Consider the following 24,904-nt stretch of genomic DNA (forward strand, 5'->3'; position numbering starts at 1 on the left):
TTCCCGTGAAGGCGGGAATCCAGAGAATATTTAAGCGAATTATATAGTAAATTTTTATATAATTTTGCCTGTTTTAAGTGTTTTTTCTGGATTCCCGCTTTCGCGGGAATGACATATAGCACTTTTCTTGAGCCACGCAACAATGCTGTGCAGGAATGACATCAGGGGTACTCAAACTACACCTCATTTCGGTAAATTCTGTGTTAAACTGCTTAGCTGCTTCTCAAGGTTAATATCGTTTTGTTCTTTATTATTCGTAAAATTTAGAGGTGAGCCGACTATGACGGTTATAGTGCCGAACGGTAGCGGCATTATTAATTTATCCCAACTTTTTAACAAAAAATACCTCGATGTATTACTAACGATCGGTATTAATTTTTTATTATATTTACGTGCAATTTCGGTAATACTGCTATTGATTTTGTAAACCGGTCCTTTGGGACCGTCGGGCGTAATTATTACATTACTGCCTTTGGATAATTTTTGAATGACTAGTTTCAATGCCCCAACCGGATTTTTATTAGTAGAGCCGATTATGACGCCGCAACCGAATTTGCTAACGATATTATTGAGAAATTTGCCGTCTAAATGAGGAGATATTAAAGCGTAAATATCTATATGTCCTTTAAACATACATGGACTTAAGGCAAGCATATTATGCCAAAAAGCAAAAATTACTCCCTGTTCTGCTAAAAATTTTTTCCTATCGCTTTCATTTGAGAATATAAATTTTTGTTTTGAAGTAAAATAAACAAATTTTAAATAACCATATAGTAAAATCGTAATTATATTAACCGCACAATTATTATTTTTTAGAAATTTTTTAAAAGCTTTTCTCATTATTTTTATAATTGATTCAATTGCACTTATATTACTTCTACAAAGGTATTGTTGCGTGGATCGAGAAAAGTGCTGTATGTCATTCCCGCGAAGGCGGGAATCCAGAAAAAACACTTAAAATAAGCAAAATTATATAAAAATTTACTATATAATTCGCTTAAATATTCTCTGGATTCCCGCTTTCGCGGGAATGACATCAAAAATTTGATCCATGCAACAACACAGGTACAAGCCACAGTATGACACCATATATGGAAATAACCTCTTTAATTTAATATATTACAAGCTTTTTCTATTCTAACACAGGCTTCTTTTAAATCTTCCATAGAAATAGCATAAGAAATTCTAAAATACCCTTCTAAGCCGAAAGCAATCCCCGGTACTACAGCAACTTTAGCCTCTTCAAGTAAATACTCGCCTAAATCATTACTATTTTTTATGATTTTACCGGATAAAGTTTTCAAGCCAAATATTTTATCGCATTTAACGAATAAATAAAACGCTCCTTCGGGTTTGTAACAACTAAAATATTTTATCCTCTCTAGAATTGACAGTGCTAAATCACGCTTTTTTTGAAAATTCAAAGCGTTTTGCTTAATAAAACCTTGCGTACCGTTTAGTGCTTCAATAGCCGCAACTTGACTTATAGAACAAGGATTTGAAGTACTTTGCGATTGAATAATAGCCATAGCTTTAATTAAATCTCTAGAACCGGTGCCGTAACCTATCCGCCAACCGGTCATCGAGTAAGCTTTAGATACGCCGTTTACGGTAAATATTCTATCCTTTAAATCACTAGCTATTTGTGCTAAGGTATAAAATTTAAAATCGTCAAAAATAATATGCTCATAAATATCATCCGACATTATGTTAACATGCGGATATTTTCGCAACAATTTAGCAATATTTTCCAGCTCTTCGTAGGAATAGCTAGAGCCAGTCGGATTACTCGGGGAATTAATAATCAGCCATTTAGTTTTAAGCGTAATTAATCGCTCTAATGCTTCGCTACTTAACTTAAAATTACTTTCAATTCCGCAATTAGCAAAAACCGGTTTACCTCCCGCAAGTAAGACCATATCGGGATAAGAGACCCAGTAAGGGGCAGGAATAATTACCTCATCACCGTCATTTAAAGAAGCCGTAAACAGGTTATATATAACCTGCTTGCCGCCGCTACATACTATTATCTCATCAAGTTCATAATCTAAATTATTCTCACGTTTAAATTTATTTTGCACTGCTTGTTTAAGGAGCGGCATACCCTCAACATTCGTATATTTGGTAAATCCGTCCCTTATTGCTTTTATTGCCGCCTCTTTTATATTATCGGGCGTATCAAAATCAGGCTCTCCCGCACCAAGTGAAATAATATCCACGCCGGCTTTTTTTAGTTCAAGCGTCTTTTTAACCACCGCCAAAGTCGGAGAAGGCTTGATAACGCTTAAGCGTTTAGAAATGATGGACATAAATTAACCCCTAATTTGTTGACGGTAACGCTTGTAAGATATATATTTGTATTATTAAATAAAATTTAGACGTCATGTTTGGTAGCAAAATAACTTCTACGATAAAAGATAAGATAAAACTTTATTATTATAAAATAACAAACATCCCTAATTGGTGCAAAAATAAGATTCTAGATTCTACAAACTATTATAATGATTGTAAGTACAAACTCAGCCATTTAAAAGAGAGCAATTTTGAGTTAGGAATTGATCATTTATATAAAGGAAATCTAAATGATGCAATATTAAGATTTAAATTGGTCGATAAATTTTTTGCACGTGCAGACCCTAAAATATATTATTGGCTTGCCTGGACTTACTTTTTAAAAAATAATTATTCAACCTCTCTGGATTATGCTCAAAAATCTTCTACGGAAGATAAGGCACAGCTAGGAAGGTTTTTACAAAATTATAAAAATGCGAAGGAAATTCCCGGAGCGGTGCAGCAACAATATAGAGATTTAACGGCAAGATACTATACTAATAGTTTTCGCAATGAAAATAATATCCATCTTCCTTATAGCTTTATTCATGAAACTATAAACCGGATAACCGATTTACCTGATAATTATAATATTTTAGAATTAGGCAGTAATGTTGGACTTATAGGATATGAAATCCAAAAACGTTTTCCTGAAAGCTTTAGCTTAACCGGTGTTGAAAGTTCTACCGTCATGAATAATTTACTAAATATATATTATCCTAATACTAAAATTTATGATCAAGTATTTGAGGTTTCAATACCGGATTTTATAAAACAATTATCCGATAAATTTAGACCTCTTGCAGAACTCGCTTATTCTCAGGAATTTGAAGGAGACACGGAACGCAGAACCGGAGCGTACTCTAATGTACGTGAGGATTCGAGTACCGGATCGACGTACAAATTACCAGAAGAAGTAGAGTTATCCAAGAGGTCTTTTGATATAATATTGAGCTTTTGCGGTTTATCCTTTACCTGTAACTTAAAAATTTATTTTGATGCTATTTATTCTTTGTTAAATGAATCCGGCTATTTCGCCTTTTGTCTACCGATTGCGGCAAGTACAAGTTACTCTTTAAAACGGAAAGAATTTATTTTTAATTTAGACGAAATCATTGAAATCTTAAATACCGGCAAGTTTACTATATTAAGCTCTCAAAAATTAATACTAGCGGAAAACAATAAATATTGTATTGTAGTGTGTAAAAAAGCTAGCATTTAAACTATGAAGATATTAATATTACCTATCATCTTATTAATGATAGGTCTTTGTCCTTTTATTGTTCAAGCCGACCTTGAATATATTGACGACGATAAGTATAATTATAATACTACCGATATCGGCTGTAGCCGAGTTTATGATCCGTATGAAAAATTAAATCGCAAAATTTTTGCTTTTAATTCGGTGTTAGATTATTTGATTTTACGCCCCTTAGCCGTCGGTTATAAGAAAGCTACCAATAATTATACTAAAACAAGAGTTAACAGCTTTATTAATAATATCGATACTCCTCTTACTGCCGTAAATTACGGGCTACAGTTAAATTACGATAAAACCGTGAAAAGTGCTTGGAGATTTATCATTAATACGACTCTCGGCATAGGGGGGTTATTTGACGTGGCAAGCAAAGTAGGTTTGCCTTCGGAACGCCAAACTTTCGGTAATACTTTAGCACATTACGGCGTCGGTCCGGGACCTTATTTAGTATTACCCATAATCGGCAGTACTAATGCTCGAGATATGACCGATTCGATATTTACAAACTATGCACTTAATCCTATGACATATTATACTCATAATGATTTTGATCTAACTACTTTAGCGATTAGTAAAATAAATGACCGATATATCGCCTTGCCTTTTAGTGATTATATCATGAATAACTCCACCGACCCTTACATTGCTATTAGGTCGGCTTTACATCAAGCTAGAGAGGCATCGATTCAGTATCCGGCAAATTTTAAATGCCCACAAGTTAAAACAAAATTTAATACAAAAAATATTAATTAAATTATAGAGGTTGCTATGAATAGAATTATTACAGCTATATTTTTATTATTTATTACTTTTTCTGCCTATTCGGATAATAGCGTGCCTGAGGGATTAAGCGATTATATTACTAAGCTTGTAAGTGAAGCTTCCGGTACACTTAACGATCCAAACTTAACCCAAGACGTAAAAATTGCGAAAGCACGCAGCTTAATTTCAAATAATTTAGACTTTGAGTGGATGGCTAATTATACGCTTGGTCGTCAGGGTAGAAAAGATTTATCGCCCGAGCAAACTAAAGAATTTATAAGTGTCTACTCTAAATATGTTACTAAAGCTTATACAGATTTAATAAAAGACTATAAGGGTGAACAACCGAAAATAACTGGAGTTCGCCAATCAGGTTCCACCTCCACGGATTTTATAGTAACGATGAATATAGTCAGCAATACGGGACAAGAGCCTATTAGAGTGGAATATTTAGTACGTCAAATAAAAAACGGCGGGAAAAACACTTTTAAAGTTTCGGATATAGTAACTGAAGGCGTAAGTCTTATCAGTGCTCAACAACAAGAATTTACTAACACGCTACAAACTGAGGGTTTCGATAAGTTAGTAGAAAATTTGAAAAAACATTCTTCGTAATAAGTAGGCGTTGTTGCGTGGTTCGGAAAAAGTGCTGTATGTCATTCCTGTGAAGGCAGGAATCCAGAAAAAACACTTAAAATAGGCAAAATTATATAAAAATTTACTATATAATTTGCTTAAATACTTTCTAGATTCCCGCTTTCGCGGGAATGACATCAAAAATTTGATCCACGCAGCAGCAACGCCAGACGGCATGACACCGATCAATCCCAGAAAAATACGAAAACCTTAAATGAAAATTCTAGCCGGTAATAGTAATAGAATACTCGCAAAACATCTGGCCTTAGCATTAAATGCTCATTATATAGAATGTTTAACTACACATTTTAATGATACCGAAATAAAGGTAGAAATTTTAGACCCTATTTATAATGAAGATATTGTTATAATTCAGTCAACTTCAAGACCGGTTAATGATCATCTAATAGAATTGTTATTATTAATAGATACCGCAAAAAGAGCTAAAGCAAAACAGATTATTGTCGTCATACCGTATTTCGGCTATAGCCGTCAAGATCGTATATTTGTTAATGAGATATCAATTCCCGCACGATTAATAGCCAATCTTTTAGAAATTACGGGCACAACTTCTATAATTACCGTTGATTTGCATACTGATAAAATAGAGAAGTTTTTTAAAATTCCTATTAAAAATCTATGCCCTATAAGTTTGTATTTACCTTTTCTGAAAAATTATAATGATCTTATTATAGTGTCTCCTGACAAAGGCAGTATTAAACGAGTTCAAAAAATTAACAAACTATTTAATGCAGATATAGCCACTATTGATAAACAAAGAGATATTAATAATATCTGCGAAATGACAAAAATAACCGGAGACGTTAAAGGAAAAAATTGTGTGTTAATTGATGATATTATCGATAGCGGTGAAACTATTTGTCAAGCGGCTAAATTTTTAATGGATAATTCGGCTTTATCGGTTGATGCATTTGTAACTCATCCCGTATTTTCAGCAGGCTCTCTAGAAAATATCCAAAATTCGGTTATAAATAATATTTACGTAACAGATACTATACAAGTTGCTAATTTATCTGCTAAATTTCATATAATACCGATAGCACCTATTATTATCCAAGCATTACAAAATATATTATAAATATGCAGTTAGCTCAATGCACACTTGAAATTGATTTAGCAAAAATAAAAGCTAACTATCGTATTTTACGTAACATTTGCACGAATTCGGCAGTAGGGGCAGCTGTTAAAGCTAATAGCTACGGGCTTGGAGCAAATGAAGTTTCTAAAGCATTAGAAGAAGAAAATTGCCGCTTTTTCTTTGTCGCTTCAAGCATCGAGGGAATAAATTTACGTAAAATATTGAGTAGCCACTCAAATATTTTAGTCCTTAACGGCGTCGCTCAAAGTGATGCTGCGGAATTTATTGAATATAATTTAATACCGGTACTTAATAATCTAGAACAAATAAAAATATGGCAACAATTTGCCAAAACTCGTAATCAGCTATTACCATGCTTTTTGCATTTTAATACCGGTATAAATCGCTTAGGTCTAACCCACGCCGAAATAGAGCATATCATTAATGATCGTGATTTATTAGAAGGGTTACAGCTACAATATATTATAAGTCATTTAGCCGCCTCGGAAGAAGCCGAGAACCCTTATAATCTTGAGCAATTAACAAAATTCAAAAGCTATTTACAACATTTTCCGGGCGTAAAAACAAGTTTAGCTAGCTCTGCTGCTATATTTCTAGGTAAAAATTACCATTTTGATTTAGTAAGACCGGGGATGGCTTTATACGGTCTTAACCCTTTAGGCAAAGGTAAACCAAACCCAATGCAAAATCCTGTTACCCTTACTGCACCGATAATACATTTACAAAAATTGACAGCAGGCAGCTCTATCGGTTATAATAGATCATTTACAACCGAACGTGATAGCGTAATTGCTACATTACCGCTAGGTTATGCAGACGGCTATAGCCGAAATTTTAGTAACTGCGGAGAAGTGTTTATTAACGGTTATGTTGCACCCGTAATAGGGCGGGTATCAATGGATTTAGTTAATATTGATGTTACCGATCTACCTCATTCACAAATTTTTCTAGGTCAACAAGTAGAGATAATAGGGAATTATTGTACTCCGGATAAAATAGCAAATATTATAGGCACTATCGGATATGAAATATTAACTAGTCTCGGTAATAGATACAAAAGAGTATATAAAAATGATACTTAATACGGTTAACTTAATCGGCAAACGTACTATTGATATTGCAAGAAATGTCGGGGCTTTTTCGTTATTTAGCTTCGCAGCGGTTAGTAGTATCGTTAGACCTCCTATATATTTCAGTTTAATTTATCGGCAATTATTATTTATCGGTTTTTATTCTTTGCCGGTCGTTGCAATGACTACTTTTTTTTCCGGAGCAGTGCTAGCACTACAAAGCTATACGGGATTCTCACGCTTTTCTGCCGAAAGCTCAATTGCAACGGTGGTAGTGTTATCTTTAACCAGAGAACTCGGTCCCGTGCTTGCCGGTCTTATGGTTGCCGGTCGTGTAGGTGCTTCAATCGCCGCTGAAATTGCCACGATGCGAGTAACCGAGCAAGTAGATGCTCTATATACTTTATCTACCGATCCGATTAAATATTTAGTGTTCCCAAGAGTAATAGCGGCAGTTATTACCTTGCCGTGCTTAGTGTTAATCGGTGATATAGTCGGCGTAATGGGCGGTTATTTAGTAAGCGTATATAAGCTTAATTTTAATAGTGTAGGCTATTTAACTAATACTTTTCAATATTTAAAAGCAATTGACGTAATTTCCGGCTTAGTAAAAGCAGGAGTTTTCGGCTTTATTATTTCTATAGTAAGTTGCTATAGCGGCTATTATTCTAATAAAGGTGCAAAAGGCGTCGGGATGGCGACTACTTCGGCGGTAGTAAATTCCTCTATTCTTATTTTGCTTAGTAATTACCTGATAACCGAATTATTTTTTAATGTATAGCGTAAATAGGCATTGTTGCATGGATACCCAAACCGCCACCACGAAGGGCGTTGTTGCATGGATCGAATTTTTGGTGTCATTCTAGCTAAAGGCGGGAATCCAGGCTTTTTTTGTCATGCTGAACTTGTTTCAGCATCTTTTTAGTATATCCTGAAATAAATTCAGCATGACTTAAAAATATTTTTTTCTGGATTCCCGCCTTCGCGGGAATGACACACAGCACTTTTTCTGAGCCATGCAACAACGCCACTCTAATGTGTGAATGACATTGAGAAAATAGGAAAATGATACCACACAAACCAATTCTTCATTTGCAGGCAATATTATATTTATATCATCTGTTAAGTTTTATACTGCTACCGATATATTTTATCATAATTTTTATTCGGCTGTTAATAGGTAAAGAAGATATAAGCCGAGTAAAAGAACGCTTTGCTTTAGGACAAAAAAGAAAAGGGGGAGAGTTTTTAATATGGATACATGCGGCAAGCGTTGGGGAGTCGGTAGCTGCTTTGAATTTGATTAGAAGCATAAATAGCCGATTCCCGCAGATACGTTTTTTAGTCACCTCTTGGACAACAAGTGCTGCTAGAATGTTAACAGCTAAATTGCCCGATATAGCTATTCATCAGTTTCTGCCGATCGATAACATTATTTTTGTTAAGAAATTTTTAAAAAATTGGCAACCTGATTTAGGGATTTTTATAGAATCTGAATTATGGCCATGCATGATTATCGAAGGGGCAAAATATAGCAAATTATTATTACTAAATGCACGTATTTCCGATAAATCGTTTAAGTCTTGGCAAAAAAGAAAAAATTTTTTCGCCTTGATCGTTAAAAATTTTAGCAAGATTATTGTACAAAGTGAAGTTGACCGACAAAAATTTAACGAGCTGGGTGTTCCCGAAATAGTCAATTTAGGTAACATTAAATTTGCTAATCAAAAACTTGAGGTAAATGAACAAGAATTAGCTATATTAGCTGCTCACCTTAAGAATAAGCGTATTATCGTCTTTGCCAGCACTCATACGGAAGACGAGAAAGTAATTTTTCCTATCCTTAAAAGCTTAAAACGGCAATTTTCAGATTGTTATTTTATTTTAATCCCTCGTCATCCTGAGCGTGTAAAGTCAATAATTGATAATTGTGTTTTGTTAAATTTAGCAATTACCGCTAAATCGCAAAATAATTTGCCGATTTTAAGCGATGACCTTTATATTGTCGATAAATTCGGCGAAATGGGTTTATTCTTTTCTTTAGCTTCAATTTCTTTTATCGGCGGGTCGTTCAAGCAAGGCGGGCATAACATATTAGAAGCGGCATATTTTGCTAATTGTATTATATTCGGTCCTGATATGAGTAAAAACACCGACATTGCGAGCGATGCGGTTAACAACAAATCGACCATTCAAATTAAAGACGAGAATGATTTACTCGCAAAGCTGCAATATCTCTTAACCTCGAGTAATAAGAAGGCACTAAAAGATTATCAAGAAAATGCTTTAAAATTCGTCAATAAAAATCAGTCGATATTAGAAAATTATTTGAGTGTTATTGAAGAATATATTGGTTGATGCGTACGGTGGTCATACCGTGGCTTGACCCTGTGTTGTACGAACATTAAAGAAAAGGCTGTGTCATGCCGTGACTTGATCACGGCATCCAGAGAAATAAAGCCATATTAGACTTATTTTAGAGCATTTTTATGACGTTATAAAACTGGATTCCGTGGTCGTAGCCACGGAATGACAGAATTTTACCTCTTTAATTTAAACGTTCGTACAACACAGGGTCAAGCCACGGTATGACATTGGAATCATTTTTGAGCTATGCAACAACGCTTAACGCTCCTGAGAATGACATAAACAATAACTATATAATGATTTTGGAAACCAATTATGAAAACTACCTAGATTTTTTACTCACATAGGAATAATAAAATATTACAACAGACAGTAGCTATAACTCCGAGACAGTCACACATACCGTACCCTGTGTTATGATCATCAGCATCTATAATATTATTAAAATTATTTTCGGGATATATGCTATTATTCTGCGTCCCTTGATTATTATTATTTATATTAGATTCTTTGAATAATGCATTTGAAATAGTGGATACTAATATGCGTTTTTCTGAAGCTGAGCTAGTATTATTTAACGGTGTAGTTTGTTTATGAGTTCCTGCTAAATTGTTATGATTTGCCATACTATCCTTATCCTGAAACTATCTACATTGAGAATTAAAGAATCATGCGGCAAAAACCTTCGTTTTTGCCCATAATGTATTAAAATTCTCTACTGACGCATCATAATTTATGCTAGCGGCATTGTCAAGTTAAGTATAAAGGGGCTTTGTTGCATGGCTCGAGAAATCAGTGTGTCATGCCGCGGCTTGATCAGCGTTGTTGCATGGATCAAATTTTTGATGTCATTCCCGCGAAGGCGGGAATCCAGAGAATATTTAAACAAATTATATAGTAAATTTTTATATAATTTTGTCTATTTTAAGTGTTTTTTCTGGATTCCCGCCTTCGCGGGAATGACATACTGCTACTTTTTTCGGGTCCATGCAACAACGCCGTATAAACGAGGCAATAACCATACATAACCCATTATATATTTAGTTTGGTTTATCGTAAACTTGCTCTATTTTCCCGTCAAGCCCCATTAAAAAAGTATAGACTTTCAAATTTGGAAATTTTTCGTTAATGACTTTGCGTGCTTTATTTAAAGTTTCCGTATGTATATCTGTTTCTTTTTGAGGCGTTGCAAGATATTCTGCTCCGACAAGAAGCTTATACGCTCCGCATTCACGATGATCGAGAAAGATAACTTGTTTAATATTATGTAGTTTTTGTAAAGTATCTATAACATCTTCAATTGTTTTACCCCAATAAGGATATTGATCGTTAACTAAAGCAAGAGAAGAGCCTGGAAGCGACACTTGATCATAATCTTCTAGTAAATTTAATTTGTTCATAAACTCAACAGTTTCACTTTGTAGACGAAAATCTACACAAGAAATAAGAAGAGTAGAAGCTGTATTAAGGGTACGAAGATGTTCGTTACTTACTGTTACTTTTAAAGTTTCTTTGCCGGAAATTATATCTTTGCTGTCAGCATAAAGATTAACATTAGTTAATATAATTAACCCTAAAACTATATATTTTATATATGACATACTATTATACTTTTAATTTATTAATGAAATTAAATAGCTTAAGGGAAACTATTTAGAAAAGCATAGATAATTTATATTATATTTTAGAAATAATTTTTAATTATGGTAAAAAAGCAATAAAGCCGAAATTATTTAGTATAGTAAGTTCTAGTGTTTTAACTCCCATAAAACTTAACCTAGTTATTAGATTCCTTGCAAAAAATATTTCAAGATGTTATTTTAATCGATTTTAATTATAGCAATTATAATGCTTGAATATTTTATAGAATTTTCGCCCCATATTCTTTTTATCGTAAAAGGAACGTTAGTCACTTTAAAATATAGCGTGATTGCCGTTATATTAGGTTTGCTAATAGGGGTGCTATTAGCAATTTGTAAAGTAAGCGAAAATTTTATATTACGATTATTTGCCAATTTTTATACTTCTATTTTTCGAGGCACGCCTTTACTTATTCAGTTAAGTATTATTTATTTCGGTTTACCTTATTTAATCGGTATTAAACTTAGCGTATTTGTTGCCGGAGTTACGGCTTTTTCCCTTAATTCGGGGGCATATGTTTCAGAAATAATTAGAGCCGGTATTAATGCCGTTGATAAAGGGCAAGTTGAAGCGGCGGAAGCTCTTGCTATACCGAAAGCGTTAATAATGAAAGATATAATTTTGCCGCAGGCAATTAAAAATATATTTCCTTCGCTAATAAACGAGCTAGTTAATTTGATAAAAGAATCGGCAATTATTTCTACGATCGGTGAAATGGATTTAATGCGTAGAGCAACAATAGTGTCGGGAGAAACGTATAATTATTTTTTACCGGCTCTTATTGCCGCTTCTTGTTATTACATTCTAGTTATGATAATCAGCAATATAGCAAAAATAATAGAGAAAAAGCTAACAGTTAGTTAAAACGTCCTTGCTTTTATAGAAAAAGTGATTATAATTTAAATTTAGTGCTGTCTGAGGTGCGATAGTATATATACCTGAAGAGTTGTCACCCCGTGATCAAGCCGGCGTTGTTGGGTGGCTCGAATTTTTGATGTCATTCTAGCTAAAGGCGGGAATCCAGAGAATATTTAAGCGAATTATATAGTAAGTTTTTATATAATTTTGCTTATTTTAAGTGTTTTTTCTGGATTCCCGCCTTCGCGGGAATGACATACAGTGCTTTCTTAGAGCCACGCAACAACGCCGATCAAGTCACGAGGTGACAGTTCCTCATTTACGAACAGTATATTTTGAATAAAGTTTTTTGGAGTGTTTTTTTAATGCCGACATATAATCAATTAGTACGTTTTGGGAGAAAGTCAAAAACTCGTAAAACGAAATCTCCTGCCTTAGAGGCTAATCCTTTTAAAAGCGGTGTTTGTCTTGTGGTCAAAACGGTGACCCCTAAAAAGCCTAACTCTGCTCTTCGTAAAATTGCTACGGTACGTTTAAGTAATAAAAGAAGCGTTAATGCTTATATACCCGGTGAAAAGCATAGTATAAAAGAGCATGATAGAGTATTAGTAAGAGGCGGACAGGTTCCTGATCTTCCGGGGGTGAAATATCACATAGTACTCGGTGCTTATGACATTCAAGGTGTTAAAGGGCGTAAGCAAGGTCGTTCACGTTACGGTGCTTCCCGTAAACAAGCCGTAGCTGCAAAAAAATAATTACATAGATAGAGAGAAAAATAAATGTCACGTCGTCACGCCGCAGAAAAGCGAGTAATTTTACCTGATATGAAATATAACAGCACTTTGCTGTCAAGATTTATTAATAATATTATGAAAGAAGGTAAAAAGGCTCTTGCAGAAAAAATAGTTTATTCAGCCTTTAATAAGATGGAAAGAAAGCATAAAGTAGAACCTTATGAGGCTTTTAATAATGCCATGAATAATGTAAAGCCTTACCTTGAAGTGACTTCGGTTAGAGTGGGCGGAGCTAATTACCAAGTACCGGCTCCCGTGGATGAAAGAAGAGGGTATGCTTTGGCGTCACGTTGGATTATTAACGCTGCATTAAAGCGATCTGAAAAAATGATGATTGATAAGCTTGCAGAAGAATTATTTGAGGCGTCAAATAATAGAGGTGCCGCTATCAAAAAGAAAGAAGACACTCATAAAATGGCTGAAGCTAACAAAGCTTTCTCTCATTTTAGTCCTAAAAAAATGAAATAAGGTAAACTAAAAATGAGTGAAAAAGCAAAGCTTAACGATATTCGTAATATCGGTATATGTGCACATATTGATGCAGGCAAAACAACTACTACGGAGCGTATTTTATATTATACCGGAAAATCTCATAAAATAGGTGAAGTCCATGAGGGCGGTGCAACTATGGACTGGATGGAGCAGGAGCAAGAGCGTGGTATTACTATTACGTCAGCTGCTACCACTTGCGAATGGAACGGGAAACAAATTAATATTATCGATACGCCCGGACACGTTGATTTTACTATCGAAGTAGAAAGATCCTTGCGTGTTCTTGACGGTGCAGTTGCCGTATTTGACGGTGTAGCCGGTGTTGAGCCGCAATCGGAAACCGTTTGGCGGCAGGCGGATAAATATAACGTGCCTAGGATGTGTTTTGTCAATAAAATGGACCGGATGGGTGCTGATTTCTATAGATGTGTAGAGATGATAAAAGACCGTTTGGGTGCAAAACCGCTTGTTTTGCAATTACCCATCGGTATTGAAGAAAATTTTAAAGGGCTAGTAGATTTAGTAAGGATGCAAGCCATGATCTGGAAAGATGAATCTTTAGGAGCTGAATATTTTTACGAAGAAATTCCTGCCGATATGTTGGAGCTAGCTACAAAATATCGTGCTAGTTTGCTTGATATGGTCGCTGATTTAGATGATCAGGTAATGGAAAAATATTTATCGGGTGAGGAAGTAGCAGAAGAAGAAATTAAGAAGTTAATAAGAAAGGGTACAATAGGAGCTAAATTTTATCCGGTTTTATGTGGGAGTGCTTTTAAAAATAAAGGCGTGCAGCCTTTATTAGATGCCGTAGTAGATTATTTACCTTCGCCGGTTGATATCGAAACGGTAAAAGGTATAGAAGTTAGTACCGAAGAAGAGCGGGATTTTCCAATTTCGGTAACAGAACCTTTTTCTGCTTTAGCTTTCAAAGTAATGACCGATCCATATGTTGGCTCGTTAACATTTATTAGAATATATTCCGGTAAAATTGAGGTAGGTACAACGGTTATTAATACCGTAAAACGACAAAAAGAAAGAGTAGGTAGAATGCTACTTATGCATGCTAACGATCGTGAAGATATAAAAGAAGCCAGAGCCGGTGCTATTGTAGCGTTAGCGGGGCTTAAAAATACTACTACCGGTGATACTTTATCTGATATGGATAGACAAGTTATCTTGGAAAGGATGGAATTCCCTGAGCCGGTTATTGAGCTGGCTGTGGAACCTAAATCAACTGCCGATCAAGAAAAAATGGGGCTAGCACTTGCTCGCCTTGCTTCTGAAGATCCATCATTGAGAGTGTCCACTGATCATGAAACAGGGCAAACTGTTATTAAGGGCATGGGTGAGCTTCATTTAGAAATCATCATTGACCGTATGCGAAGAGAATTTAAAGTTGAAGCAAATATAGGAGCTCCTCAAGTAGCATATCGTGAAACTATTACTAAGACTTGTGAAATTGATTATACACATAAAAAACAATCAGGCGGTGCCGGTCAATTTGCACGTGTAAAAATAATATTTGAACCGCAAGAAGCAGGATCGGGCTTCGTTTTTGAAAGTAAAATCGTCGGCGGATCTGTTCCAAAAGAATTTATCCCGGGTGTAGAGAAGGGATTAAACAATATTAGGGAAACCGGAGTTATTGCAGGTTACCCGATGATTGATTTTAAGGCTACTTTAATTGACGGTGCATTTCATGATGTAGATTCTAGTGTTTTGGCGTTTGAAATTGCGGCAAAAGCGGCCTTTAGAGAAGGTATGCCGAAAGGTAGCCCCAAATTACTAGAGCCTATTATGAAGGTTGAAGTTATTACCGCTAATGAGTATATGGGTGATATTGTCGGTAATTTAAATAGTCGTAGAGGCTCTATTCAAAGCATGGAGCCACGGGCTAATGCACAAGTAATTACTGCCAATGTTCCTTTAGCCGAGATGTTCGGCTACGTTAATATGCTTAGGTCTTTGTCTCAAGGAAGAGCACAATATAGCATGCTATTCTCTCATTATGACCAAGTGCCAACGCAAATAGCAGAAGCTATCAAAGCTAAGAAGTAGAGAAAACGCCGTTGTGAGGCGTTAGTTTAAGGAATAAAATGTAGGTTGTCCTTGCGAAGAGCAGTAGACCTTATTGCATGGCTCATAATTTACCGTATTATGGTTATTATAAGTATGGTGTCATGCCGTGACTTGATCACGGCATCCAGTCTTTTTATTAAGTTTTTTTCTGGATACCGTGGTCAAGCCCTGTGTTATACGAACGTTTAAATTAAAGAGATAAAATTCTGTCATTCCGTGGCTACGACCACGGAATCCAGTTTTATAACGTCATAAAAAGGCTCTAAAATAAGTCCAATATGGCTTTATTTTTCTGGATGCCATGATCAAGTCACGGCATGACACAGCTTTTTCTTTAACGTTCGTACAACACAGGGTCAAGCCGCAGTATGACACCATACACTTTGCAAAAATTCGAGCCGTGTAACAATGTCTGTGCCTCCTTGCAATGGCGGACTTTAGAGGTCTTTATAGGCGGATTTTAATAAATATATATTGATTTGTTTTTAAAAATATGATAGGAGTGTAGCTCAATTGGTAGAGCGCCGGTCTCCAAAACCGGAGGTTGCGGGTTCGATGCCTGTCGCTCCTGCCCTTAGATAATTTAAAAATTCGATTTGTCGTTTGGAATTAGCAATTTAGGATATGTTTAAAGAAAATAAAATCTATAAATTTTTTGAGCAAGTCAAACACGAGACTTATAAAGTTGTTTGGCCCGCTAAAAAAGAACTAATTGCTTCAACATCGATAGTAGTGGTTGCGGTTTTTATTTTTAGCTTAATTTGTTTAGTATTGGATTACACTATACATAATATAATACAAATTTTACTTAACCTTGGTAAATAGCCGGTAAATAGGGAAAATTGTGACGGAGCAAAGCATTAGTAATACATTAACGGATTCTCAAAAACATGAAATGCGTTGGTACGTTATTCATACATTATCGGGTTCTGAAAAACGCATAAGGCAAATGATACTCGATAAGATACTTAAGCAAAAAATGTCTGAATTTTTTGAAGATATATTAGTTCCGGTTTTCGGAGTGCCTGAGGTTAAGCGAGGCAAAAACGTTAGGACTGAAAAAAAATTTATGCCTAGCTACATCTTGATAAAGATGAATATGAGCGATAAATCTTGGCATTTAGTAAAAAATATACCTGGAGTAACTGGGTTTTTAGGAAGTAAAACTACTCCAAAAGCTCTTACTGAAAGTGAAATACGGAATATTTTTAGTAAATTGGAGTCAGAAGCCAAAGAAGCTAAGGATTTTAAATTATTTGAAATCGGCGAGTCGGTCATAGTTACAGAGGGACCATTTGAAACTTTCGCAGGTATGGTCGAAGAAGTTGATCAAGAAAAAAATAAGTTGAGGGTTTCAATATCAATTTTTGGAAAAGCAACTCCGATAGAATTAAATTTTACGCAAGTGAAAAAAAATAACTAGGTTCTGTGAACAAATAGTATTATACGGTTTTTGTAAAAGAAGAAATTGATGAGATTAAAAATCGCCATTGCGAGGCGGTGTTGTTTGTGTGGCTCTCTAAAAAAGTGCTGTATGTCATTCCTGCGAAAGCAGGAATCCAGAAAAAACACTTAAAATAAGCAAAATTATATAAAAACTTACTATATAATTCGCTTAAATATTCTCTGGATTCCCGCCTACGCGGGAATGACATCAAAAATTCGAGCCATGCAACAACGCCTTTATGGCTTCGCCATGACAGAGTTTTTATTAATTTTCGAGCCATGCAGCAATGCCTATGACCCTTTGCAATGACGGTTACTACACAGCAATGTACAATTTTATAATAACAGACGTGAATAAAGTAAGGATTTATTAATGGCGAAAAAGATAAAAGGTTATATTAATTTAATTATTCCGGCAGCTAAGGCTGCTCCTGCTCCGCCTATCGGACCTGCACTCGGTCAGCGGAAGGTAAATATTATGGAATTTTGTAAAGCTTTTAATGCCGCAACACAAAGTATTGCACCTAACACGCCTTTACCGACCGTAATTACCGTTTATGAAGATAGTAGTTTTACTTTTAGAATTAAGACGCCGCCGGCATCTTATTATCTAAAGCAATATGCCAAAATTGAAAAAGGATCGAAAGCTACTAAAAAAGAAGCCATGATCGAGAAAGTTACTATGGATGACTGTCGTGAGATTGCTAAACTTAAAATAGTTGATCTTAATACTAATGATATTAATGCAGCGGCGAAAATTATTCGCGGTACTGCTGAATCCATGGGATTGGAAGTTGTAGGGAATTAATCATATGTCAATAAATAAAAAAATTGTTACCGCTAAAGCTAGCGGCGGTAAAAAAATAAGAGAAGCGAGAGAAAAGTTAGATTTATCTACTTTATATAATTTAACAAGCGGTATTGAATTTTTAAAGTCTGTGTCATATGTAAAATTTGACGAAACTTTAGAAATAGTAATGAAATTAGGCGTAGACCCTCGGCATTCTGATCAGATGGTGCGAGGAGTTATTACTTTGCCTGCCGGTACCGGTAAAACCGTGAAAGTTGCAGTTATCTGCAAAGAAGAAAGAATAGAAGAGGCAAAAAAAGCCGGAGCAGATATGGCTGGCTCGGTAGAGATTATCGAAGAAATTAAAGCCGGTAAAATTAATTTTGATGTCTGTATAGCAACGCCGGATATGATGTCTGTCATCGGTTCGGTTGCAAGGATTTTAGGACCTAAAGGTTTAATGCCTAATCCAAAGCTTGGTACCGTAACATTAGATATTACGACTGCCGTAAAAAATGCCAAAAGCGGACAAGTGGAATATAGAGCAGAGAAAGCCGGTATAATCCATGCAGGTGTTGGAAAATTATCTTTTTCGGAGCAAGATTTACGAGAAAATTTACAAGCTTTGATCACTGCGGTAATTAAAGCAAAGCCTGCCGGTGTTAAAGGAAATTATTTAAAGGCAATGTATTTATCTTCTACTATGGGACCATCAGTAAAAATAGATTTAGCCAGTATATTGTAATACTATTCAAGGAGAATTAAAAAGTGTTAAGATCGGAAAAGCCAATAGTTGTAGAAGAGCTTGAAAAGGTTTATAAGGAATCAACTTCCGTAATTGTTGCTCATTATCATGGGTTAACGGTTAGTCAAATTAGTTCACTTAGAGAGTCTCTTAAAGTTAAAGGAGCCGGTTTTAAAGTTGTTAAAAATACTTTGGCTAAAATAGCTGCTAATAAAGCGGGGCTAGACAGTGCCGTTAATTTGTTTGCAGGTCCTACTGCTATTGCTTACTCTAAAGACCCGGTTGAAGTGGCAAAACTTGTTGTAGATTTTGCTAAATCTAATGACAATCTTAAAATAGTAGGCGGTATAGTTAATGACCAACTATTAAATGAACATTCAATAAGAGAGCTTTCTAAGTTACCGTCGCTAAACGAGCTTAGAGGTAAAATTATAGGGTTGTTACAAGCTCCTGCTACAAAAATAGTGGGTGTATTACAAGCACCGGCATCAAGCTTGGTAAGAGTGATACAAGCATATGTTAATAAAAATTAATTAAGACATTAAAGTAAAAAGGAAAAAACTATGGCAACATTAGCTAAAATTAAAGAAGAATTATCATCCCTGACATTAATGCAAGCAGCTGAGCTTGTAAAAGCACTTGAAGAAGAGTGGGGCGTGTCTGCTGCTGCACCTGTTGCAATGGCTGCTGCTGCACCGGCTGCTGCTGAAGCAGCTGCTGAAAAAACAGATTTTGATGTAATTTTAGTAAGTAGCGGTGATAAAAAAATAGAAGTAATTAAAGTAGTAAGAGAAATTACCGGACTTGGCTTGATAGAAGCTAAAAATTTAGTAAGCGAAGCTCCTAAGCCGGTTAAACACGGCGTAAACAAAGAAGAAGCTGAAAAAATCAAAGCAAGCTTAGAAGCTGCCGGTGCAAAAGTTGAATTAAAGTAATTAAGATTTAGCTCATCATTGCGAGAAGATTCGAGCGTTGTTGTATGGTTCGAAAAAAGTGCTAGATGTCATTCCGTTGATCGCAGGAATCCAGGAAAAACACTTAAAATAAGTAAAATTATATAAAAATTTACTATATAATTCGCTTAAATATTCTCTAGGTTCCCGTTTTCACGGGAATGACATAGAAAATTCGAGCCATGCAACAACGCCGCTATTATTTGAGCCTTTAATTTACAATCAAGGTTAAGTCATCCTTACCCTTGATTGTTCTATTTTAATCAGCTTTAGGATAATTTGCCATCCTATCTGCATTTAAGATAGCAAGCTCTATAGCTTAGCACTTAGATTATTTAACTTGATAAAGTAAATAAATAAAGTCACTTTTGTAAATTATTAAAATTTAGTGAGTTATATATTTAAATATAAAATGCTAATTTTTCTAAAGAATAAAAATAAATTAATTTAAACCTTGTTCATAGAACCTAGTATAACCAATTTTTTAAAGTTAAATCTATAAGTTTTTGTAAATTTCTTTTGTAGAGAAGAAGCTTATAGATATTTTGTTTTTTATGGTTATTGTGGCGTTGTTGCATGGATCGATTTTACCTCGTCATTGCCAGGAAATGCTAGCTACCTCCGTGGCAATCTAGGAAAAAATAGCTAGATTGCTTCGCTTCGCTTGCAATGACGGCGAGAGTCTTAGATTGCCACGCTCCTTACAGTCGCTCGCAATGACGTTTGGAGCATCCATGCAACAATACTGTGCAGGAATGACATATAACACTTTGCTCGGTCCATGCAACAATGCCGGTTATTGTACAGTTAGAAAATACTATAGTTAATTTAGATGAATTTGGAATTGAGTGTAAAGATAAATAATTATTAATAGTTAGAGTAAGAAATAGCCTATAGTAATAGGCTGATTTTAATCAGCTATAGGCAATATTGTTGTCTAATGCTCATTAGCTACTGCATATTTCATAAAGCTTGATATAATCGAATTTGAAAGAAACTTGCTTGTGCTCACGTATTTTTAACGATTAGCACAGGCTCGCCTTTAAATTCCTCAAATCTTCCGTTTTATGAAATATGCTGTATAACCTAATTCATCTAAATTAACTATCAAATAAACCTATAAATTAGTGATTGAAGAATATTAATTTAGAGAAATACTAAATAGTTCATTTTTGTTATTAAAGTAACGTCGACAACAGTTTTATTAGGAGATTATATGGCTTCATTAAGGGATAATATCACAACTCAGCCCTTGTCGAATAGTAAACGAATAAGAAAGAATTTTGGACATATAAATCTAGTAGCGGATATACCGAATTTAATTGAAATTCAAAAAAATTCCTACGAGAAGAATTTTTTACAGCTTACGATAAAAGATACTGAAAGAAAAAATAAAGGATTGCAATCCATATTAAATTCTATCTTTCCTATTTCCGATCCTTCAAACGTTGCTAATTTAGAATTTGTTAAATATGAATTTGATACCCCGAAATATGATGTAGAAGAATGTAGTCAAAGAAGCTTAAGTTATGCTGCTCCTCTTAAAGTAACTTTAAGATTAAGTATTTGGGATATTGATGAGGATACCGGTGCAAGGGAAATTAAGGGTATTAAAGAGCAAGAAGTTTATATGGGAGATATCCCGTTAATGACCAAAAACGGTACTTTTATTATTAACGGTACGGAGCGGGTAGTAGTTTCTCAAATGCATCGTTCCCCGGGGGTGTTTTTCTATCATGATGAAGGAAAAGTACATTCATCGGGAAAGCTTTTATATTCCTCTAGAGTTATTCCTTACAGAGGATCATGGCTTGATTTAGAATTTGATGCTAAAGATATCGTTTATTTCAGAATAGATAGAAAAAGAAAACTCTATGCTACTACTTTACTTAGAGCAATAGGTATGAATACCAGTGAAATTATAAAATTTTACTATCAGACAGTAACTTACCAAGCGAAAGATAAAGGTTGGGCGGTTGAGTTCATGCCGAAATCTATTACTGCTCATCGTTTAACAACTGATTTAATAAATGCCGATACGGGTGAAATAATACTTGAGGCAGGTAAGAAAGTTACTCCGCGTTTAGCTAAAAAATATTCAAGTGAAGGCGTAAAGAATATTTTAGTAACGCATGAATCCCTAATCGGTAAATACCTATCGGAAGATTTGGTAGATCCGACTAGTGGAGAAATATTGGCGGGTGTCGGTGAAATAGTCACTGCCGATACGTTAAAGGTTATTGCCGAACTTAAAATTACCTCTATCGGCGTGTTAGTCATAAGTCCTCAATCAGGTCCTTATATAAGGAATACTTTATTTGCCGATAAAAATCACGATCGTGAATCGGCTTTATTTGATATAGTTAGAGTATTAAGACCGGGAGAACCGGCAAATATTGAAGCTGCCGAAGCGTTATTTCATAATTTATTTTTTGAGCCTGAAAGATATGACCTTTCTGAGGTCGGTCGGATAAAAATGAATTCCAGATTAGAGTTGGCTATTCCTGAAGAAAATACAGTTCTTACCATTGATGATATTAAGCATATTTTAAGGGTTTTAGTAGAGCTTAAAGACGGCAAGGGAATTATCGACGATATCGATCATTTAGGTAATAGAAGGGTTAGGTCTGTCGGAGAATTGATTGAAAATCAATTTAGGGTGGGTCTGGTTCGTATGGAGAAATCGGTAGTTGAGAGAATGTCAGCGGGTGATGTTGATACCGTAATGCCTCATGATTTAGTGAATTCTAAAATTTTAGTTTCCGTAGTAAAAGAATTTTTTAGTACCTCACAACTATCTCAATTTATGGATCAAACTAATCCATTATCGGAAATCACCCATAAAAGAAGATTGTCGGCACTTGGTCCCGGCGGTTTGAGCCGCGATAGAGCAGGCTTTGAAGTACGTGACGTACATCCTACTCATTACGGTCGTATTTGCCCGATTGAGACGCCGGAAGGTCAAAATATCGGTTTAATTAATTCGATGGCTACCTATGCTAGAATTAATAAACACGGCTTTATAGAAAGTCCTTATAGAAAAGTCGTTAACGGTAAGGTAACTGATGAAGTAGTTTATTTGTCGGCGATTGAAGAAGGTAAATATAAAATCGGTCAAGCTAATTCTAAAGTCGATAAAAAAGGAGTATTGCAAGATGAGTTTATCAATTGCCGAATTGAAGGTGGTAATTTTGCTCTAGTAGAGCCGAATGAAGTAGATTTCATTGATATTACTCCTATGCAAATCGTCTCTATTGCCGCCTCGCTTATTCCTTTCCTTGAGAATGACGATGCTAACCGTGCGTTAATGGGGTCGAATATGCAGCGGCAAGCCGTACCCTTAATTAAATCGGATGCACCTTTTGTTGGTACAGGGGTTGAAGGAGTGGTAGCAAAGGATTCCGGTGCTTCGGTACTCGCTTTACATGACGGTATAGTTGAGCAAGTTGATTCAAATAGAATTGTAATTAGAACTACGCAAGAAAAATCTGATGGCTCGCCTTCTGTCGATATCTATAATTTATTAAAATTCCAGAAATCTAACCACAATACTTGTATCAATCAAAAACCTTTAGTTAAAGTCGGTTATCACGTTAAGAAAAACGATATTATAGCTGATGGACCTAGTACCGATAACGGCGAGATTGCATTAGGTAGAAATGTGTTGGTCGCCTTTATTCCTTGGAGCGGCTATAACTTTGAAGATTCAATTTTAATATCGGAGCGTATAGTAAAAGAAGATGTCTTTACCTCTATTCATATTGAAGAATTTGAAGTAATAGCAAGAGACACTCGTCTTGGACCTGAAGAAATTACTCGTGATATACCTAATGTTAGTGAGGAAAGCCTTCGTCATCTTGATGAAGTGGGAATAATTTATGTCGGGGCAGAAGTAAAATCCGGTGATATTCTCGTTGGAAAAGTAACACCGAAAAGTGAATCACCGATTACGCCGGAAGAAAAATTACTGAGAGCAATTTTCGGAGAAAAAGCTTTTGACGTTAAGGATTCATCATTGCATGTGCCTTCAGGGGTCAGCGGTACGGTAGTAGAAGTTAGAGTATTTTCTCGCCGAGGAGTTGAAAAGGATGAGCGTGCAATCGCTATCGAAAGACAACAAATAGAAAAACTTGCTAAAGATAGAGATGATGAGCTAGCAATTATTGAACATTTTGTTTTTGCTAGATTAGAAAAAATTCTAACAGGGCAAGTAATTGTTAACGGACCTAAATCAGTAAAAGCCGGTCAAGAGATTACTAAGAAAATGTTAGAAGATTTATCTAAAGGTCAGTTCTGGCAGCTTATAGTTGAAGATTCAACCGTAATGAATGAAATTGAGCAAATAAAACAACATTATGATGAGAAAAAAGATATTCTTAATAAAAGATTTACCACTAAAGTTGAGAAAGTGCAAAGTGGTGATGATTTACCGCAAGGGGCTTTAAAAGTAGTAAAAGTATTTATTGCTACTAAACATAAATTACAACCCGGCGATAAAATGGCAGGAAGACACGGCAATAAAGGGGTTATTTCTCGTATACTGCCGGAAGAAGATATGCCGTTTTTAGAAGATGGAACGGTAGTGGATATTGTGCTTAATCCTTTAGGGCTTCCTTCACGGATGAATATCGGGCAGATTTTAGAGACACATCTCGGTTGGGCATCGGTCAATTTGGCTAAAAAAATATCCGGATTAGTTACTCAATATAAAAATGAAGAAATTAGTATAAAGGAAGTTAAATCTTTTATATCCCATTTATACGGTGAAGCTGCTAACCAAATACTAAAAATGTCAGACGAAGAAATTATTAATTTCTGTCGAGAAAATAGTAAAGGAGTATATTTTGCGACGCCGGTATTTGATGGAGCAAAAGTTGAAGACGTTAAGGAAATGCTAAAGCTTGCCGATCAAGATACTTCAGGTCAAGTAAAATTAATTGACGGTAGAACCGGTGAATATTTTGATCGCCGAGTTACCGTCGGGCAAAAATATTTACTAAAATTACATCACTTGGTCGATAACAAAATTCATGCTCGTTCTATCGGTCCTTATAGTTTAGTAACTCAACAACCTTTAGGCGGAAAATCACATTTCGGCGGGCAGCGTTTTGGAGAAATGGAATGCTGGGCACTGCAAGCTTACGGTGCTGCTTATACATTGCAGGAAATGTTAACCGTTAAGTCGGATGATGTAAATGGTAGGATCAAAATTTATGATTCTATAGTGCGGGGTGATAATAATTTTGAGTCCGGTATCCCTGAATCTTTTAATGTAATGATAAAAGAATTTAGATCGTTATGCCTTAACGTAAAACTTGAGGATACAACTTCAAGTTAGGGATTTGGTCAGCTGTCATTGTGATAGGAAATTGTTGGGGCGGAAAATAGTAATTTTTCCATCTTTTGCAAAGCGTTCGGTGTCATGCCGTGGCTTGACCACGGCATCCAGTCTTTTTATTAAGGTTTTTTCTGGATACCGTGGTCAAGCCACGGTATGACACTATACTTGTAATAACCATAATACGATAATTATGAACCACGCAACAATTCCTCATCACA

General features: G+C 35.3%; 22 protein-coding genes and 1 tRNA gene. 19 read left to right on the forward strand and 4 right to left on the reverse strand.

Annotated features, from left to right (window positions below; translation table 11 throughout):
- Window positions 1-183: 183 nt before the first annotated feature.
- Both AAGD48_RS01020 and AAGD48_RS01025 read right to left on the reverse strand, forming a co-directional pair.
- Window positions 184-840, reverse strand: coding sequence for a lysophospholipid acyltransferase family protein (locus AAGD48_RS01020; RefSeq protein WP_341790105.1), 657 nt, complete (start codon window positions 838-840; stop codon window positions 184-186).
- 266 nt (window positions 841-1,106) lie between these two features.
- Window positions 1,107-2,309, reverse strand: coding sequence for a pyridoxal phosphate-dependent aminotransferase (locus tag AAGD48_RS01025; RefSeq protein ID WP_341790106.1), 1,203 nt, complete (start codon window positions 2,307-2,309; stop codon window positions 1,107-1,109).
- A 74-nt stretch (window positions 2,310-2,383) separates the two neighbouring features.
- Between AAGD48_RS01025 and AAGD48_RS01030 the strand changes: the two genes are divergently transcribed.
- The 7 genes from AAGD48_RS01030 to waaA all read left to right on the forward strand — a co-directional run bounded on the left by AAGD48_RS01030 (window position 2,384) and on the right by waaA (window position 9,535).
- Complete coding sequence (locus tag AAGD48_RS01030) at window positions 2,384-3,553, forward strand: palindromic element RPE1 domain-containing protein (protein WP_341790107.1); 1,170 nt, start codon at window positions 2,384-2,386, stop codon at window positions 3,551-3,553.
- Window positions 3,554-3,556: 3 nt separating this feature from the next.
- On the forward strand, window positions 3,557-4,342 hold the full coding sequence (locus tag AAGD48_RS01035) for a VacJ family lipoprotein (protein ID WP_341790108.1): 786 nt from the start codon (window positions 3,557-3,559) through the stop codon (window positions 4,340-4,342).
- Window positions 4,343-4,357: 15 nt separating this feature from the next.
- Window positions 4,358-4,966, forward strand: a complete 609-nt coding sequence (locus AAGD48_RS01040) for a phospholipid-binding protein MlaC (RefSeq protein ID WP_341790109.1) — start codon at window positions 4,358-4,360, stop codon at window positions 4,964-4,966.
- A gap of 235 nt (window positions 4,967-5,201) precedes the next feature.
- Window positions 5,202-6,086 (forward strand): ribose-phosphate pyrophosphokinase, encoded by an 885-nt coding sequence (locus tag AAGD48_RS01045; RefSeq protein ID WP_341790110.1) that lies wholly within the window; start codon window positions 5,202-5,204, stop codon window positions 6,084-6,086.
- 2 nt (window positions 6,087-6,088) lie between these two features.
- The gene (locus AAGD48_RS01050; protein ID WP_341790111.1) at window positions 6,089-7,189 is read left to right on the forward strand and encodes an alanine racemase; all 1,101 of its coding nucleotides are present in this window, start codon (window positions 6,089-6,091) and stop codon (window positions 7,187-7,189) included.
- Window positions 7,179-7,958 (forward strand): ABC transporter permease, encoded by a 780-nt coding sequence (locus AAGD48_RS01055; protein ID WP_341790112.1) that lies wholly within the window; start codon window positions 7,179-7,181, stop codon window positions 7,956-7,958. Before AAGD48_RS01050 ends, AAGD48_RS01055 begins: the two co-directional genes overlap by 11 nt.
- 320 nt (window positions 7,959-8,278) lie before the next feature.
- A complete protein-coding gene (gene waaA / locus AAGD48_RS01060) occupies window positions 8,279-9,535 on the forward strand; it encodes a lipid IV(A) 3-deoxy-D-manno-octulosonic acid transferase (RefSeq protein WP_341790807.1) in 1,257 nt (418 codons plus the stop codon).
- A gap of 344 nt (window positions 9,536-9,879) precedes the next feature.
- Here waaA and AAGD48_RS01065 read toward each other — a convergent pair whose 3' ends face one another.
- Both AAGD48_RS01065 and AAGD48_RS01070 read right to left on the reverse strand, forming a co-directional pair.
- On the reverse strand, window positions 9,880-10,170 hold the full coding sequence (locus tag AAGD48_RS01065; protein WP_341790113.1) for a hypothetical protein: 291 nt from the start codon (window positions 10,168-10,170) through the stop codon (window positions 9,880-9,882).
- A 414-nt stretch (window positions 10,171-10,584) separates the two neighbouring features.
- On the reverse strand, window positions 10,585-11,145 hold the full coding sequence (locus AAGD48_RS01070) for a carbonic anhydrase (protein ID WP_341790114.1): 561 nt from the start codon (window positions 11,143-11,145) through the stop codon (window positions 10,585-10,587).
- Window positions 11,146-11,392: 247 nt separating this feature from the next.
- On the opposite strand from AAGD48_RS01070, the gene AAGD48_RS01075 reads away from it, so the two are divergent.
- From AAGD48_RS01075 to rpoB, 12 genes are all read left to right on the forward strand, one after another.
- On the forward strand, window positions 11,393-12,049 hold the full coding sequence (locus AAGD48_RS01075) for an amino acid ABC transporter permease (protein WP_341790115.1): 657 nt from the start codon (window positions 11,393-11,395) through the stop codon (window positions 12,047-12,049).
- Window positions 12,050-12,408: 359 nt separating this feature from the next.
- Window positions 12,409-12,798 (forward strand): 30S ribosomal protein S12, encoded by a 390-nt coding sequence (rpsL, locus tag AAGD48_RS01080; protein WP_341790808.1) that lies wholly within the window; start codon window positions 12,409-12,411, stop codon window positions 12,796-12,798.
- A gap of 24 nt (window positions 12,799-12,822) precedes the next feature.
- A complete protein-coding gene (gene rpsG / locus AAGD48_RS01085) occupies window positions 12,823-13,305 on the forward strand; it encodes a 30S ribosomal protein S7 (RefSeq protein ID WP_341790116.1) in 483 nt (160 codons plus the stop codon).
- A gap of 12 nt (window positions 13,306-13,317) precedes the next feature.
- A complete protein-coding gene (gene fusA, locus AAGD48_RS01090; RefSeq protein WP_341790117.1) occupies window positions 13,318-15,390 on the forward strand; it encodes an elongation factor G in 2,073 nt (690 codons plus the stop codon).
- Window positions 15,391-15,909: 519 nt separating this feature from the next.
- A tRNA-Trp gene (locus AAGD48_RS01095) sits at window positions 15,910-15,982 on the forward strand.
- A gap of 53 nt (window positions 15,983-16,035) precedes the next feature.
- Entirely contained in the window at window positions 16,036-16,236 is a 201-nt protein-coding gene (gene secE / locus AAGD48_RS01100) for a preprotein translocase subunit SecE (RefSeq protein ID WP_341790118.1), read from the forward strand.
- A 19-nt stretch (window positions 16,237-16,255) separates the two neighbouring features.
- Entirely contained in the window at window positions 16,256-16,834 is a 579-nt protein-coding gene (gene nusG / locus AAGD48_RS01105; protein ID WP_341790119.1) for a transcription termination/antitermination protein NusG, read from the forward strand.
- Between the two features lie 396 nt (window positions 16,835-17,230).
- Window positions 17,231-17,665, forward strand: a complete 435-nt coding sequence (gene rplK / locus AAGD48_RS01110) for a 50S ribosomal protein L11 (protein ID WP_341790120.1) — start codon at window positions 17,231-17,233, stop codon at window positions 17,663-17,665.
- A 4-nt stretch (window positions 17,666-17,669) separates the two neighbouring features.
- Window positions 17,670-18,392, forward strand: coding sequence for a 50S ribosomal protein L1 (gene rplA / locus AAGD48_RS01115; RefSeq protein WP_341790121.1), 723 nt, complete (start codon window positions 17,670-17,672; stop codon window positions 18,390-18,392).
- Window positions 18,393-18,415: 23 nt separating this feature from the next.
- Window positions 18,416-18,925 carry a 50S ribosomal protein L10 gene (rplJ, locus tag AAGD48_RS01120; RefSeq protein WP_341790122.1) on the forward strand — a complete coding sequence of 170 codons (510 nt, stop codon included), beginning with the start codon at window positions 18,416-18,418 and terminating at the stop codon, window positions 18,923-18,925.
- Window positions 18,926-18,955: 30 nt separating this feature from the next.
- Window positions 18,956-19,327, forward strand: coding sequence for a 50S ribosomal protein L7/L12 (gene rplL, locus AAGD48_RS01125; protein WP_341790123.1), 372 nt, complete (start codon window positions 18,956-18,958; stop codon window positions 19,325-19,327).
- Window positions 19,328-20,561: 1,234 nt separating this feature from the next.
- On the forward strand, window positions 20,562-24,683 hold the full coding sequence (gene rpoB, locus AAGD48_RS01130; protein WP_341790124.1) for a DNA-directed RNA polymerase subunit beta: 4,122 nt from the start codon (window positions 20,562-20,564) through the stop codon (window positions 24,681-24,683).
- Window positions 24,684-24,904 lie beyond the last annotated feature (221 nt).

Origin of the sequence: Rickettsia endosymbiont of Polydrusus tereticollis, from assembly GCF_964026385.1 — a bacterium.
Lineage (GTDB): Bacteria > Pseudomonadota > Alphaproteobacteria > Rickettsiales > Rickettsiaceae > Rickettsia.